This window comes from Pseudomonas antarctica (assembly GCF_900624995.1).
In the GTDB taxonomy this organism is placed as follows: domain Bacteria; phylum Pseudomonadota; class Gammaproteobacteria; order Pseudomonadales; family Pseudomonadaceae; genus Aquipseudomonas; species Aquipseudomonas antarctica.
On the sequence record NZ_UYXQ01000096.1, the window covers coordinates 1 to 15,518 of the forward strand.

The 15,518-nt window shown below is 61.8% G+C and carries 11 protein-coding genes and 2 pseudogenes; all 13 read left to right on the top strand.

What is annotated here, in order from left to right; all coding sequences use genetic code 11:
- The coding region (locus E0F99_RS24305; RefSeq protein ID WP_242626923.1) for an alpha/beta fold hydrolase at positions 1-430 on the top strand (430 nt) is incomplete at its 5' end.
- A gap of 27 nt (positions 431-457) precedes the next feature.
- Entirely contained in the window at positions 458-1,411 is a 954-nt protein-coding gene (locus E0F99_RS24310; RefSeq protein WP_083358554.1) for a D-2-hydroxyacid dehydrogenase family protein, read from the top strand.
- A 493-nt stretch (positions 1,412-1,904) separates the two neighbouring features.
- Positions 1,905-3,461, top strand: coding sequence for a glycogen synthase GlgA (gene glgA / locus E0F99_RS24315; RefSeq protein WP_083360438.1), 1,557 nt, complete (start codon positions 1,905-1,907; stop codon positions 3,459-3,461).
- Between the two features lie 19 nt (positions 3,462-3,480).
- Complete coding sequence (treZ, locus tag E0F99_RS24320) at positions 3,481-5,226, top strand: malto-oligosyltrehalose trehalohydrolase (RefSeq protein WP_083358555.1); 1,746 nt, start codon at positions 3,481-3,483, stop codon at positions 5,224-5,226.
- Positions 5,223-7,307, top strand: a complete 2,085-nt coding sequence (gene malQ / locus E0F99_RS24325; RefSeq protein WP_083358556.1) for a 4-alpha-glucanotransferase — start codon at positions 5,223-5,225, stop codon at positions 7,305-7,307. Before treZ ends, malQ begins: the two co-directional genes overlap by 4 nt.
- Complete coding sequence (locus E0F99_RS24330) at positions 7,304-10,060, top strand: malto-oligosyltrehalose synthase (RefSeq protein ID WP_083358557.1); 2,757 nt, start codon at positions 7,304-7,306, stop codon at positions 10,058-10,060. The genes malQ and E0F99_RS24330 overlap by 4 nt, the downstream gene beginning before the upstream one ends.
- A 24-nt stretch (positions 10,061-10,084) precedes the next feature.
- Positions 10,085-10,354, top strand: coding sequence for a DUF2934 domain-containing protein (locus tag E0F99_RS24335; RefSeq protein ID WP_083358558.1), 270 nt, complete (start codon positions 10,085-10,087; stop codon positions 10,352-10,354).
- A gap of 134 nt (positions 10,355-10,488) precedes the next feature.
- Positions 10,489-12,645, top strand: coding sequence for a glycogen debranching protein GlgX (gene glgX / locus E0F99_RS24340; protein ID WP_083358559.1), 2,157 nt, complete (start codon positions 10,489-10,491; stop codon positions 12,643-12,645).
- 1 nt (position 12,646) lies between these two features.
- Entirely contained in the window at positions 12,647-13,645 is a 999-nt protein-coding gene (locus E0F99_RS24345; protein WP_083358560.1) for an acyl-CoA dehydrogenase family protein, read from the top strand.
- Positions 13,642-14,400 (top strand): PIG-L deacetylase family protein, encoded by a 759-nt coding sequence (locus tag E0F99_RS24350; RefSeq protein WP_083358561.1) that lies wholly within the window; start codon positions 13,642-13,644, stop codon positions 14,398-14,400. The genes E0F99_RS24345 and E0F99_RS24350 overlap by 4 nt, the downstream gene beginning before the upstream one ends.
- A complete protein-coding gene (locus E0F99_RS24355) occupies positions 14,397-14,996 on the top strand; it encodes an SAM-dependent methyltransferase (protein ID WP_083358562.1) in 600 nt (199 codons plus the stop codon). The genes E0F99_RS24350 and E0F99_RS24355 overlap by 4 nt, the downstream gene beginning before the upstream one ends.
- A gap of 17 nt (positions 14,997-15,013) precedes the next feature.
- Positions 15,014-15,148 (top strand): annotated as a pseudogene (locus tag E0F99_RS24360) (glycosyltransferase); the annotation flags it as partial.
- A gap of 177 nt (positions 15,149-15,325) precedes the next feature.
- A pseudogene (locus E0F99_RS24365) lies at positions 15,326-15,518 on the top strand (PIG-L family deacetylase); the annotation flags it as partial.

Consider the following 15,518-nt stretch of genomic DNA (forward strand, 5'->3'; position numbering starts at 1 on the left):
GCCCGGGGCCAAAGGCATTCGCCAAAACGGACTTGACACTGATTCCGTCGGGCGCTGGAAGCCTGAGTACGACCGTTGGGTCGACATGCTCGCAGGCTTGAATAAAGGCCCGGTGCACACCCAGGTCGCATGGAACTCGGCGTTGATTTACGACATGATCTTCACCCAGCCGGTGTACTACGAGTTCAAGGATTTACAAATGCCCACCCTGCTGCTGATCGGCACGTCCGACACCACCGCCATCGGCAGCGATATTGCGCCACCTGCGGTCAAGGCCACGCTCGGTCATTACAACGAGTTGGGCAAGCACGTGGCTAAGTTGATTCCCCACGCAACCTTGGTGGAGTTCCCGGGTCTTGGGCATGCGCCACAGATGGAAGAGCCGGCCCAGTTTAATAAAACGCTGTTGCAGGGTTTGAACGCCCTTTAAGTCCAACCTTTTTCGAGGCACGCGTGAATGTCGGTACAGATCGCAGTCATTGATGATTGGCAGAATGTGGCCAGTGGCGTGGTGGATTGGTCAGTGCTCGACACGGTAGGCCAGGTGCATTTCCTGCACGATTACCCGGCTGAGACCCAGGTGATGATCGAGCGTTTGCACAGGTTCGAGGTGATTTGCGTAATGCGCGAACGCTCTAGCTTCGACAAAGCCTTGCTGCAAGGCCTGCCCAACCTCAAGCTGCTGGTGACCGGCGGCATGCGCAATGCGGCCATCGACATTCCCACCACCCAGGCCCTGGGCATCCAGGTATGCGGCACCGACAGCTATAAGCACGCGGCGCCTGAGCTGACCTGGGCGTTGATCATGGCCTCCACGCGCAATCTGCTGGGCGAAGCCAACGCCCTGAGGGACGGCGCATGGCAGGTCGGCCTGGGTGGCGACCTGCATGGGAAAACCTTAGGGATCCTCGGCTTGGGCAGCATCGGCCAGAAAGTTGCGCAATTCGCCCAGGTGTTCGGCATGCGCGTGATTGCCTGGAGTGAAAACCTGACCCCCGAACGCGCAGCCGTCTGCGGGGTGACCTGGGTCACCCAGCGCGAGCTGTTCGAGCAAGCCGATATCCTCACTGTGCACCTGGTACTCAGCGAGCGCACCCGCGGCTTGGTGAATGCCGAGGCGTTGGGCTGGATGAAGCCGACCGCGCGTTTGGTGAATACCGCGCGCGGGCCGATTGTGGATGAGCAGGCACTTGCCGAAGCATTGGCCGCCGGGCGCTTGGCCGGGGCGGCACTGGACGTATATAGCGAAGAGCCACTACCGATTGAGCATCCGTTTCGGCGTTTGCCCAACGTACTGGCTACGCCCCATGTGGGGTATGTGAGCGAGCAGAATTACCGGCAGTTTTATCAGCAGATGATTGAAGATGTTCAAGCCTGGGCTGGCGGCGCGCCCATTCGCGTGCTGGGCTGATCCTGCTTCGCACCATTTTGTGGCGAGCACGCTTGCCCTGCATTGGGGCGCGAAGCGGCCCTAAAATCGGCACGCTCGGTGGAGCAGGCATACCGAGCGCGCCTTAATGGGAGTGCTTGGCACGCCAACGCAGAGCAAGCCTGCTCGCTAGAGTAAGTCCGCATAAGGTTAAAAGATTTTTGTCCTACAAAATTCCCACATAAACCCTACAGGCTCTAGGATCTGTCCTAGACTCATGACCGATGGGTCCGTTCCAAAACAAAAACCCCGCAAAAAATCGAAACTTTCCAACGCTGCCATAGGTCCAGTTTTTAAGGGAGGCGAGTGCATGCGGTTCACACCACATGCCCGTTCATCCAATCTTTTTCGGCTAATCGTGCAACTGGCATACGCCTTGCCAGTTTGTACAGTGCTTGTGCGCGTGGCCGCAGGATGCGGTCTTCGGAGCTGATGGCAGCGGGCCATCAGCCAGCCAAACATGTGGGAGAGAATGATGATCAGTGCTGCAGTAGATACTCAGGGAGAGCGTTTTAGTCAGCCGGCAGGGGGGCCAACATCTTTGGCCGACCTGCCCAATACTGTGCGGCCGATCGTGAGTCAGAACCCCAATCGAAAGAAAGTCTTGTTTGTCACCTCCGAATTCGCCGACCTGGTGAAAACCGGCGGCCTGGGCGACGTCTCCGCTGCCCTGCCCCGCGCCATGGCGCACTTGCACGATGTGCGCGTGCTGATCCCGGGTTACCCGCAGGTGATGGAAAGCGACAACCCGATCCACGTCATCGGTGAACTGGGCGGCCACGCGGCCCTGCCGCCCTGCAAGATCGGGCGCATGGACCTCAAGGACGGCCTGGTTATCTATGTACTGATCTGCCCCGAACTCTATGAGCGCGAAGGCACACCGTACGGCGCCAACAACGGCCGTGACTGGCCCGACAACCATATTCGCTTTGCCCGCCTGGGCCTGGCCGCCGCTGACATGGCCGCCAACCTCGCGCAGATCCACTGGTGCCCGGACCTGGTGCACGCCCATGACTGGCCCGCTGGTCTGGCCCCGGCCTATATGCATTGGCGTGGCTCACGCACCCCAACCTTGTTCACCATTCATAACCTTGCCTATCAAGGCGTGGTGAGTTTGGCGTCTACGCCGGAGCTGGGCATTCCGCCGCATGCTCTGCAGCAGGAAGGCATGGAGTTCTACGGCAAGATGTCGTTCCTCAAGGCTGGCATGGCGTATTCCAGCCATATCACCACGGTGAGCGCCACGTACGCCCAGGAAATCACCACCCCGGAATTCGGCTGCGGCCTTGATGGCTTCCTCGCCAGCAAAACCCAGCAAGGCCTGCTCAGTGGCATTCCCAACGGCATCGACGAAAGCTGGGAAACCTCCACCGACACGCACCTTACCCACAACTTCAACATCGGTGACTGGGAAGGCAAGGCGGTCAACGCCGCCCACGTCCGCGCGTTGTTCGGCCTGCACGAATCCACCGGCCCACTGTTTGCAGTGGTCTCGCGCCTGGTGTATCAAAAAGGTCTGGACCTGACCGAGGCGGTCAGCAGCTTTATCGTCGAAAACGGCGGCCAGATCGCCATTATTGGGCGCGGCGAGCCGGAAGAAGAACACGCCATGCGTGAACTGGCTCTGCGCTTCCCCGGCCAGGTCGGCGTGCGCATCGGCTTCAACGAAACCGATGCGCGCCGCATGTTTGCCGGCAGCGACTTCCTGCTGATGCCATCGCGTTATGAACCCTGCGGCCTGAGCCAGATGTATGCCCAGCGCTTCGGTTCGTTGCCGGTTGCGCGTAATACCGGCGGGCTGGCGGACACCATTGAAAATGGCGTCACCGGCTTCCTGTTTAATGAATCCACGGTTGAAAGCTACCAAGAGGCGCTGAGCCGCGCGTTCCGTGTGTTTGCCAACAAAGGCCTGCTCAACGCCATGCGCAGCCGCTCCATGACCCAGCCCTTCAACTGGTGCCAGGCGGTGGAACCCTACGCCGAACTGTATGAGCAACTTGTCGCTAAAGCACTGGGGAAATCCGCTAAATAATCAAGGGAGGGCTTCATAGATGCCGTCACGGACTCTGGAAACCTGGCCCCACGGCGCAATCATGCTGGACGCGCAACACACGCGTTTTGCCTTGTGGGCGCCAGACGCGTTTTATGTCAGCGTTGAATTGGAAGACGGTAAATCAATCGCCATGCTGCCCCAGGCAGAAGGCTGGTTTGAGGCAGAGATAAAATGCCCGGCGGGCACTCGTTACCGTTACAACATCGACGGTGAAATGGATGTACCCGACCCGGCATCCAGGGCTCAAGCCCTGGATGTACATGGTTGGAGCGTGGTCGTCGATCCGCTCGCCTACCAATGGCGACACCCCAACTGGCAAGGCCGCCCATGGCATGAGGCGGTGATCTACGAACTGCACGTGGGGGCAATGGGTGGCTACGCCGCAGTTGAAAAGCAGCTGCCACGCCTGGCCGAACTGGGCATCACCGCCATTGAATTAATGCCTTTGGCGCAATTTCCCGGCGAGCGCAACTGGGGTTACGACGGGGTCCTGCCCTACGCACCGCAAGCCTGCTACGGGCCTCCCGAACAACTCAAAGCCCTGATCGACAGCGCCCACGAGCACGGCCTGGCGGTGATTCTCGACGTGGTCTACAACCACTTCGGCCCCGATGGCAATTACCTGGGTCAATACGCCAAGGGTTTCTTTCAAGAAGACGTGCACACGCCATGGGGCGCCGGCATTGACTTTGATCGCCGCGAAGTGCGCAACTTCTTTCTCGATAACGCGCTGATGTGGTTGTTGGAGTACCGCGTCGATGGCCTGCGCCTGGATGCAGTGCACGCGATCGACAACCCAGGTTTCCTGACCGAACTCGCACAGCGCGTTCGCCAGCAGGCGGACGTCGGCCGGCACGTCTGGCTGGTGTTGGAAAATGAGCTCAACCAGGCCAGCCTGTTAACGCATGATTTTGATGCGCAGTGGAACGATGACTTCCATAACGTCCTGCACGTGTTGCTGACCGGCGAAACTGACGCCTACTACAGCGACTTTGCACAAAACCCTACCGACAAATTGGCGCGCTGCCTGGGCGAAGGCTTTATCTACCAAGGCCACACCACGCGCCATGGCCATGAGCGTGGCGAACCCAGTGGCCACTTGCCACCCAGTGCCTTCGTGGCGTTTTTGCAGAACCACGACCAGATCGGCAATCGCGCCTTGGGCGAACGCTTGCATCAACTGTGTTCACCCCAGGCGCTCAAAGCGGCAACCACGTTATTGCTGATGTCGCCAATGATCCCGCTGATCTTCATGGGTGATGAAGTCAACGCCGAACAGCCATTCCTGTTTTTCACCGACCACCATGGCGAACTGGCCGAAGCCGTACGCGAAGGCCGGCGCAACGAGTTCGCCGATTTCGCGGCGTTCAAAGACCTTGAACGGCGCGAACACATCCCCGACCCGAATGCACTGCTGACCTTCCTGCAATCGGCGCCCGGTTTTACCGAGAACACGCAAAGCCAGTTTTACCGTCACCTGCTGAGCCTGCGTCACCTGCATATCGTGCCGCACCTGCCAGGCAGCGTGGCCTTGGGCGCACAGGTGCTGGCGGACGGTGCGGTCACGGCGCGCTGGCGCCTGGGCAATGGCAGCGTGTTGCAAATCGACCTGAACCTTGGCGCGACGCCGCTGGATCACCCGGCGCCGCCCCACCTGCTATTCGAGACGCCGGCCACGGATGAGGCGCACCTGGCGCCGTTCAGCGCACGCGTCGCCTTATCCCCTGTTGGAGAGCACCTTTGAGCGAAGCGAACCTGGAAATACTCGCCAGCCGCGCGGGCCTGGCCGTCGATTGGATCGACGCAAACGGCCGCCCACAACATGTGAAACCCGCCGCCCTGCGCGCGGTCCTCAAAGGCTTGGGCCACCCGGCCGATACCGACGCCGAGATCGATGCCAGCCTGCTCGAACTTGAACAGGTACAACAAGACAAACACCTGCCACCGCTGATGACCGTCGACAGTGGCGAAGGCTTGGACCTGGCACGCTACTTTGCCGCGGACACGCCATGCCGGGTCAGCCTGGAGGACGGCGAAACCCTGGAGTTGCGCCTCGATGGCGACGCTGTGTTGCCCGGGGTTATTGCCCTGGGCTACCACCAGGTGCATATCGACGACCAGACGTTCACCTTGGCTGTCGCACCCACCCACTGCTACAGCGTGGCCGAAGCGGTCGACCATCAACCCGCCCGCGCCTGGGGCCTGAGCGCACAGCTCTATGCACTACGCCGCCTGGGTGATGGCGGGTTTGGCGACACCCAGGCCTTGGAACACGTAGCCCGCTGCGCCGCCGAACGCGGCGCGGATGCCTTGGCGATCAGCCCGATGCACGCAATGTTCAGTGCCGACACTGGACGCTACAGCCCCTACTCGCCGTCCAGTCGCCTGTTTCTCAACAGCCTCTACGCGTCGCCCGCCTGCATCCTCGGTGAGCGTGAAGTGCGCAATGCCATTGAAGCCCTGGGGCTCGCCGATGAATTGCACACACTTGAGCAACACACCCTGATCGACTGGCCCGCCGCCGCCAACGCTAAACAGCGCCTGTTGCGTGCCTTGTATGAAGACTTCCGCCACGGCGAGCACCCGCAACATGCCGACTTCCTCAGCTTCCGCCAGGCTGGCGGCGAAGCCCTGGAAAACCACTGCCGCTTCGAAGCCGTACAGGCCGTGCGCGCCGCCGCGGGCGAAGCGCTCGACTGGCGTCACTGGCCCGAAGCCTGGCGCACGCCACAGAGCCCGGCGCTGGTGGAGTTTGCCGCAGAACACGCTGACGAAATCGGCTTTTACGCCTTCAGCCAATGGCTGATCGCTCGCTGCCTTGGGCGTGCGCAACAGGCCGCGCGTGGCAGTGGCATGGGCGTCGGCCTGATCGCTGACCTGGCCGTCGGCGCCGATGGCGGTGGCAGCCAAGCCTGGAGCCGTCAGGACGAACTGCTGGCCGACCTCACCGTGGGCGCACCGCCCGATGTCCTCAACCGCGCTGGCCAAGGCTGGGGCATTTCCGCGTTTTCTCCCGAAGGCCTCAAGCGCAATGGTTTTCGTGCTTTTATCGAAATGCTGCGGGCCAATTTCGCGCATGCCGGCGGCTTACGCATCGACCACGTGATGGGCCTGCAACGCCTGTGGGTGATCCCCAAGGACGCTTCGCCGCGCGAAGGCGCCTACCTGTATTACCCGGTGGACGATCTGTTGCGACTGTTGGCGTTGGAATCTCAGCGCCACAAGGCGATTGTCCTGGGTGAAGACTTGGGCACCGTACCCGACGGCCTGCGCGAAAAACTCAGCGGCCGTTCGATTCTGGGCATGCGTGTGCTGCTGTTCGAACAGGGCCACGATGGCCAGTTCAAACCGATCCTCGACTGGCCGGACAATGCCTTGGCGACCACCAGCACCCACGACTTGCCGACACTCAATGGCTGGTGGCACAGCCGCGACATCGAGTGGAATATCCAACTGGGCCTGATCGACGCACCGACCGTGGAGCAGTGGAGCGAGCACCGTCTGCGCGAACGCCAGGCGCTACGCCAGGCCTTGAGCCAGGACCCGCAGAACTTCGTCGATGAGATCCGCAACGACACTGATCACATGATCGACGCCAGCGTGCGCTACCTGGGTCACACCCGTGCACCGCTGGTGTTGCTGCCGTTGGAAGATGCGTTGGGCATCGAAGAACAACCCAACCTGCCCGGCACCACCGACACCCACCCCAATTGGCGCCGCCGCCTGCCCAGCGAAGCCGCCAGCCTGCTCGACAATGCCGGCGCCGCGCGCCGCCTCGAACTGCTGGCCGTCGCGCGCAACCAAGCCTATGAGCGTGACCGATGAAAGCACTACCCCTGCGCGCTACCCAGCGCCTGCAATTCCATAAAGGTTTCACCCTGGACGATGCGGTGCCGTTGGTACCGTACTTCGCCCAGCTAGGCATCAGTCATTTGTATGCCTCGCCGTTACTCAGCGCCCGCGCCGGGTCGATGCATGGCTACGACGTGGTCGACCCCACCACGGTTAACCCTGAACTGGGTGGCGAGCAGGCTTTGCGCCGTCTGGTCGCCGCGCTGCGTGAACACGATATGGGGCTGATCCTCGATATCGTCTCCAACCATATGGCCGTCGGCGGCGCGGATAACCCCTGGTGGCTGGACCTGCTGGAGTGGGGCCGTTTGAGCCCTTACAGTGAGTTTTTCGATATTCAGTGGCACTCGCCCGACCCGTTGCTCAAGGGCCAACTGCTGATGCCGTTTCTGGGCAGCGACTACGGCGAAGCCCTGCAAACCGGCAGCCTGGCGTTGCATTTCGATGCCGAACACGGTGCGTTTTACGTCGAGCATTACGAACACCGCTTCCCGATCTGCCCGCGCGATTACGCGATGATTTTCGGCGCCGACGAACTGCTCAAGCCATTGGCCGACCGGTTTAGCGCCCTCGCCTATCAAGACGACGCCTACCACGAAGCTGCATGGCTCAAGCAAGCGCTGGCCGAACGCGCGACCGAGGGCTTGGTGCTGCACACCATTGAGCAGCGCCTCGCCGCGTTCGACGGGCGCCAACCCGAAGGCTTTGAACGCCTGCATCAATTGCTCGAGCAGCAAACTTACCGCCTCGCCAGCTGGCGCACCGCCGCAGACGATATCAACTGGCGGCGCTTCTTCGACGTCAACGAGCTAGGCGGCCTGCGCGTAGAGCGCACGGCCGTGTTCGAAGCCACTCACGACAAGATCTTTGAACTGATCGGCGAAGGCCTGGTGGACGGTCTGCGCATCGACCACATCGACGGGCTGGCCGACCCGCGCGCTTACTGCCGCAAGCTGCGCCGGCGGGTGGACTCGCTGTCGCCGGAGCGGCACCTGCCGATCTTTGTAGAGAAGATCCTCGGCGAGGGCGAAACCCTGCGCGAAGACTGGAAAGTGGACGGCACCACCGGCTACGAATTCATGAACCAACTGTCGTTGCTGCAGCATGATCCTCAAGGGTTTGCACCGCTTGCCGAGCTGTGGACCCGCCACAGCGGACGGCCCGCGTCGTTTATCGAGGAGGCATGGCTGGCGCGCCAACAGATCCTCAATGGCTCCCTGGCCGGGGATTTTGAAAGCGTGGCCCAAGCCCTGCTGCAAGTCGCCCGTGATGATGTGATGACCCGCGACCTGACGCTGGGCGCTATTCGCCGTGCCTTGCAGGAACTGATCGTGCACTTCCCGGTGTACCGCACCTACATCAGCGCCCGTGGCCGCAGTGAAAGCGACGACGTGTTTTTTCTGCAAGCGCTGGCGGGTGCTCGCGCCACCCTGAGCCAAGGCGATTGGCCGGTACTCGATCACCTGGAAAAATGGCTCGGTGGCCAGCCTTGGCGCAATCGCCCGGTCGGCCGCGAGCGCAAGCTGCTCAAGCATGCCTGCGTACGCTTCCAGCAACTGACGTCGCCGGCTGCCGCCAAGGCCGTGGAAGACACCGCGTTCTATCGTTCGGCGGTGCTGCTGTCGCGTAACGATGTGGGCTTCAGCACCGAGCAATTCAGTGCAACGGTGGCCGACTTTCACGCCGTCAACACACAGCGGCTGCAGCGCTTTCCCGACAACCTCTTGGCCACTGCCACCCACGACCATAAGCGCGGCGAAGACTCCCGCGCGCGCCTGGCAGTCCTCAGCGAGTGCGCGCCGTGGTATGCCGAGCAGGTCGAGCACTGGCGTACCCTCGCCGCAAAAGTGCGTGCGACTGCCGACAGCCCTTCTGCCGGTGACGAGCTGATCGTGTATCAAGTGTTGCTGGGCAGTTGGCCGCTGGACGCCAACCCGGACATGCATGCCTATCAAAAGCGCCTCTGGCAATGGCAGCAAAAAGCCCTGCGCGAAGCCAAGTTGCAAAGCAGTTGGAGCGCGCCTAATGAGGCCTATGAACAAGGCGTCGAAGCCTTCCTGACGCGTCTGCTGCTCAGCGAGGAAGGTCAGGCGCTGCGCACCGCCGTTGGCGACGCCGCCCACGCCATCGCTGCAGCCGGTGCGGTCAATGGCCTGGCGCAATCCTTGCTTCGGCTCACCGTGCCGGGTGTGCCGGACGTGTACCAGGGCGACGAGTTCTGGGACTTCAGCCTGGTCGACCCGGACAACCGGCGCCCCGTGGATTTCAGCGCACGGCAACAGGCGCTGGATACGCCACCGGACATCGGTGAACTGTTGTTTAACTGGCGCGACGGGCGTGTCAAACAGGCGTTGATTGCCGAGGTTTTAGCCTTGCGCAAGGCTGATCCCGAGATGTTCCGCAGCGGCCGCTACCTACCGCTGGAAGTCATCGGCAAACACGCTGAACACGTTGTCGCATTTTGCCGCGAGTCTCACGGCAAATACCTGCTGGTGGTGGTGCCACGCTGGTCTCATCGCTTGCTGGAAAAGGCTGAACAGCCCCATGTCAGTGCGCAGGTTTGGGGCGATACACGCGTGAAATTACCGTTCGCCGTCACAACACAAAACTGGAAGGGACTTTTTCATACAGGCGCAGTCACACCAAACAACGAGCTGTTGATCAGCGCTGCCCTGGGGGATGTCCCGGTCAATGTCTTTATCAATCCTGATGATCAAGAACGCTGAAACTTTTCTGTGAGGAGCATTGCGATGAGTACTGAAGACAAACGCATACGCGAGTTGGCGCATCAGATCTGGGAGTCCGAAGGCAAACCCCACGGTGAAGATGCACGCCACTGGGAGATGGCACGCAAGCTGGCCGAAGCCGAGGCGCTGACACCGAGCAAGCCCAAGGCCGCCGCCAAGCCGAAAACCGCGCCCAAGCCTACGCCCAAAGCCAAGCCTGCGGCCCCTGCCGCGAGCAAACCCGTACCGCCGGCGGCCAAAAAGCCGGCCGCGCCGAAAAAGCCCAAGTCTTAAGCCTTTTGATCCCATGGGCCTCCTGCCGGCGTTGTCCGCAGGAGGTCATTTTCACTGTCCACAGCGTCAGCTGAACGATCGCCAGCACGGTCGCGCTCGGCCCGAAAAAAGACCCTTGCAGGAGCAACTCAACAATGAGCAAACCCGATAAAACCCAATCGACGCAGGAAAATGAGCCGTCGCGGATTCGTGAAGGTTTGCCCTTCCCACTTGGCGCCACCTGGGACGGCCTGGGTGTGAACTTCGCGCTGTTCTCGGCCAACGCCACTAAAGTCGAACTGTGCCTGTTCGACGATACCGGCGAAATCGAGCTGGAACGTATCGAACTGCCGGAATACACCGATGAAACCTTCCACGGTTACTTGCCCGACGCCCACCCAGGGCTGATTTACGGCTACCGCGTGTACGGTGCATACGACCCCGCCAACGGCCACCGCTTCAACCACAACAAATTGCTGATCGACCCCTATGCCAAACAGCTGGTGGGCGAACTCAAATGGTCCGAGGCGCTGTTCGGCTACACCATCGGCCACCCCGATGATGACCTCAGTTTCGATGAACGCGACAGCGCGCCTTTCGTGCCCAAGTGCAAGGTTATCGACCCGGCGCACACCTGGGGTAACGACCAGCCTGTGCGCGTGCCGTGGGACCGCACGATCATCTATGAAACCCACCTGCGCGGCATCAGCATGCGTCACCCTTCGGTCGGTGAGTCGGTGCGTGGCACCTGCGCCGGTTTGATGGAAGACGACGTGCTCAAGCACATCCGCCAGTTAGGCGTGTCGTCGGTAGAACTGCTGCCGGTACATGCGTTTGTCAACGACCAGCACCTGCTGCAAAAAGGCATGACCAATTACTGGGGCTACAACAGCATTGCCTTCTTCGCACCAGACCCGCGTTACCTGGCCAGCGGCAAGATCGCCGAGTTCAAGGAAATGGTCGCGCACCTGCACGAGGCCAAGCTGGAAGTGATCCTCGACGTGGTCTACAACCACACCGCCGAAGGCAACGAGCGCGGCCCGACCTTGTCCATGCGCGGCATCGACAACGCGTCGTACTACCGCTTGATGCCCGAAGACAAGCGCTTCTACATCAACGACTCCGGCACCGGCAACACCCTGGACCTGAGCCACCCGTGCGTGCTGCAAATGGTCACAGACTCGCTGCGCTACTGGGCCACCGAGATGCACGTGGACGGTTTCCGCTTTGACTTGGCGACCATTCTGGGCCGCTACCGCGATGGCTTCGACGAGCGCCATAGTTTCCTCGTGGCCTGCCGCCAGGACCCGGTGCTGCGCCAGCTGAAAATGATCGCTGAACCCTGGGACTGTGGCCCCGGTGGTTATCAGGTGGGTAAATTCCCGCCGGGCTGGGTGGAATGGAACGACCGGTTCCGCGATACCGTGCGCGCGTTCTGGAAAGGCGACGACGGCCAACTGGCGGACTTCGCCGCGCGCATGACCGCCTCTGGGGAGATGTTCAACCAGCGTGGTCGGCGCCCGTACAGCTCGGTGAATTTCATCACTGCCCACGACGGCTTCACCTTGCACGACCTGGTGTCGTACAACGACAAGCACAACGAAGCCAACGACGAAAATAACCAGGATGGCAGTAACAACAACCTGTCCTGGAACCACGGCGTCGAAGGCCCCACCGACGACCCGGAAATCAACGCGCTGCGCCTGCGCCAGATGCGTAACTTCTTCGCCACGCTGCTGCTGGCCCAGGGCACGCCAATGCTGGTGGCCGGTGATGAGTTTGCCCGTACCCAGCACGGCAACAACAATGCCTATTGCCAAGACAGCGAGATCGGCTGGGTCAACTGGGACTTGGATGACGACGGCAAGGCCCTGCTCAAGTTTGTGAAACGTTTGATCAAGCTGCGCCTGGCCTATCCGATCCTGCGCCGTGGTCGCTTCCTGGTCGGCGATTACAACGAAGACATCGGCGTGAAAGATGTCACCTGGCTGGCGCCGGACGGCAGCGAGATGAGCATCGAGCAATGGCAAGACAGCCATGGCCGCTGCCTGGGCATGTTGATGGATGGCCGCGCCCAGGAGACCGGGATTCGGCGTCCGGGTGGCGATGCAACCCTGCTGCTGGTGGTCAACGCCCACCACGACCTGGTGAATTTCCGCCTGCCACCGGTACCCGAAGGCGAGTTCTGGACCTGCATGCTCGACACCAATGACCCGGGCGTGCGTGGCCAGGAACGCTTTGACTTCGAGCATGAGTACGCCGTTACCGGTCGCTCACTGTTACTGTTTGAATTGCAGCACGACGAGGTGTGAGATGGCGTTGCATGAATTCCTTCAAGGCTACCGCAGTTATGCGGATACGCAGGCCCTGGGTCATGCACTGAGGGCGCTTCAGAAAGAAGGCCTGGACCAGTTGCCATTGCCTGGCAGCGGCCAGACGCTGGCGCGCCTTAGCTGTCTTGCGCAAGTGGCGGGGCATGATGTGCGCCTGTGCAAGCTGTTCGAAGGCCATACCGATGCCTTGGCGATCATCGCTGAGCTCGACAGCCCGTTGCCGCCCTTGGGTAGCACTTGGGGCATGTGGGCCGCCGAGCCGCCAACGGCGAAGGTGCGCGTGCGGCGAGACGGCCAGCGGTTGGTCGTCGACGGGCGCAAGGCCTGGTGTTCCGGGGCGGCGGTGGTCAGCCATGGCTTGCTGACCGCCTGGGACGAAGAGGATCGCCAGCAATTAGTTGCGGTGGACATGCAGCAGCCAGCGATCACGGTAACGGATGAAGGTTGGAATGCCGTAGGGATGGCGGCCACGGGCAGCGTCGAGATTGTGTTTGACGACGCCAAGGGGATCGCCGTCGGCAGGCCGGGTGAATACTTGTCCCGCCCAGGCTTCTGGCAAGGCGGAATCGGCATTGCGGCGTGCTGGTATGGCGGCGCACAACGCCTGGCCGAGGTCTTGCGCGAGCAGTGCAGCAAGCGCCCAGAACCCCATGCCCTGGCCCACTTGGGGGCGGTGGACAGTGTGCTGAACAGTGGCGCATGTGTCTTGCGTGACAGTGCCGAACAGATCGATCGCGAACCGCGGGCCGATGCCCGGCAACTGGCCCAGCAGGTACGGGCGTGTATCGAAGACGCCGTCGAACAGGTCATCCACCACGTCGGCCGCGCGGTCGGTGCAGGGCCTTACTGCAAAGACCCGCACTTTGCCCAATTGATGGCGGATTTGCCGGTGTACGTGCGGCAAAGTCACGCCGAGCGTGACCTGGCAGCCTTGGGTGAGCTGGTTGCTGCCGACTCCGCACGCAGGTGGCATTTATGAAACCTAATCCGATTGTCGGCCAAGGCACCCCGCTGTATCAGTGGCAAGCGTCATCCCACATGGCGCAATTAGCGCACATCAGCATTGAGCAGTTGGTGCCCGAAGGCCATCGGGCGGTGATCATCGCCCCGCACCCGGACGATGAAGTGCTCGGGTGTGGCGGTCTGTTGCAAGGCCTGGCGATGCTCGGCCGGCCGATTCAGCTGATTTCCGTAACCGACGGTAGCGCCAGCCATCCAGGCTCCAGGCGTTGGCCGGTGGAGCGCTTGAGCGTGGTGCGCCCGCAGGAGTCGGCCCAGGCCCTGCACCGCCTTGGCTTGCCGCTGCACAGTTTGAAATGGCTGCGCGCAGGCTTCGCCGACAGCCAGGTGGCCGCTCGCGAAGAACAACTGTGCACGTTTATCCAGCGCTATCTGAAGCCCACCGATGTGGTGTTCACCACTTGGCGCGAAGACGGCCATTGCGACCACGAAGCTGTCGGCCGCGCCAGTGCCAAAGCGACCCGAGCGGTAGGCGCCACGCTCTACGAACTGCCTGTATGGACCTGGCATTGGGCAACCCCCGAAGACCGCCAGGTGCCGTGGGACCGCGCCCGCAAAATCCTGCTGACGCCCGAGACCGTAGCGCGTAAACGCCACGCCATTCACGCGTTTGCCAGCCAGTTGGAGGGTGACCCGCAGATCGGTCTGCCACCCGTGCTCGCGCCGTACGTGGTGGAGCGCTTGCTGCAACCTTTTGAAGTGGTGTTTGTATGAGCGTTGCCACGCCCTATTTTGATCAACTGTTCGCCGGCAATGACGATCCTTGGGCGTTTCGCCAGCGCTGGTACGAGCGGCGCAAACGCGCGCTGACCCTGGCGGTGCTGACTCGGCCGCGCTACACGTCGATCTTCGAGCCAGGCTGTGCCAACGGTGAGCTGAGTGCCGAATTGGCGCCCCGCTGTGACCGCCTGGTGTGTTGCGACACGGCCGCCGCCGCCGTCGCGCTGGCGAAAACCCGCTTACTGGGGTTCCCCCACGCCCAGGTGCAACAAAGCCGCCTGCCCGACCAATGGCCGGCGGGCGCGTTCGAACTGATCGTCTTGAGCGAGTTGTGTTACTACCTCGACGCCGATGATTTGCATCGCTTGGTTGACTGCGCGCTCGCCTCGTTGACCGAGAACGGGCAGCTGCTTGCCTGCCACTGGCGGCCCGCAATCGAAGGCTGCCCACACACCGCCGACCAAGTGCACGCCTTGCTGCAACAACGCCTGGGCGTGGCGCCTGTTGTGCAGCATCACGAGAGCGATTTTCTCCTCGACCTGTGGAGCCACGACGGCACCTCGGTCGCCTCCCGCGAGGGTTTGCGATGATCGGCATTCTGATCCCGGTGCGCAACCTGGAACGTTGCGATGCATCGATCGCCTGCAGTCACACCCCGCACGTCCTTACCAGTGCCCGCCTCGACTGCCGGGCACAGGGTGGTTTTGGCGATGACCTGAAAAGCGTGATGCATGCCACTTGAAAAAATCGACATTACAAGATGTAAAAGCGACCCATCCTTGACTATGCTGAAGACGCCTTGCTGGCACTCCAAGGTTGGGGTGCCGCAGCAGTGCGGCGGAGCCTGCGCTGACTAAAACAGAGTGTCGCCCCGTCAAAGGGGTACGACCCAGCCCCTATTGACAAGGATGTGACACCCATGAAGCCTGCCTCCTTAAGCGACGGCCGCCGCGGCCCTGCGCAAATCTGGAACAGCGCCCCGCAGTTGGCGCAAATTCCCGCAATAACCCCCTGCACGCTGGTACCACCGCGCGCGCGCGTGGTGGTCATCGCTCCTCATCCGGGCGATGAGGTGTTGGCGTGTGGCGGTTTGCTGCAGCTGCTCAGTAGCC

Excerpts from the sequence above, each read along its gene's own strand:
- E0F99_RS24310 (WP_083358554.1), top strand. The coding sequence starts at position 458 with ATGTCGGTACAGATCGCAGTCATTGATGATTGGCAGAATGTGGCCAGT.
- glgA (WP_083360438.1), top strand. The coding sequence starts at position 1,905 with ATGATCAGTGCTGCAGTAGATACTCAGGGAGAGCGTTTTAGTCAGCCG.
- E0F99_RS24355 (WP_083358562.1), top strand. The coding sequence starts at position 14,397 with ATGAGCGTTGCCACGCCCTATTTTGATCAACTGTTCGCCGGCAATGAC.
- E0F99_RS24345 (WP_083358560.1), top strand. The coding sequence starts at position 12,647 with ATGGCGTTGCATGAATTCCTTCAAGGCTACCGCAGTTATGCGGATACG.
- E0F99_RS24350 (WP_083358561.1), top strand. The coding sequence starts at position 13,642 with ATGAAACCTAATCCGATTGTCGGCCAAGGCACCCCGCTGTATCAGTGG.
- treZ (WP_083358555.1), top strand. The coding sequence starts at position 3,481 with ATGCCGTCACGGACTCTGGAAACCTGGCCCCACGGCGCAATCATGCTG.
- E0F99_RS24330 (WP_083358557.1), top strand. The coding sequence starts at position 7,304 with ATGAAAGCACTACCCCTGCGCGCTACCCAGCGCCTGCAATTCCATAAA.
- E0F99_RS24335 (WP_083358558.1), top strand. The coding sequence starts at position 10,085 with ATGAGTACTGAAGACAAACGCATACGCGAGTTGGCGCATCAGATCTGG.
- glgX (WP_083358559.1), top strand. The coding sequence starts at position 10,489 with ATGAGCAAACCCGATAAAACCCAATCGACGCAGGAAAATGAGCCGTCG.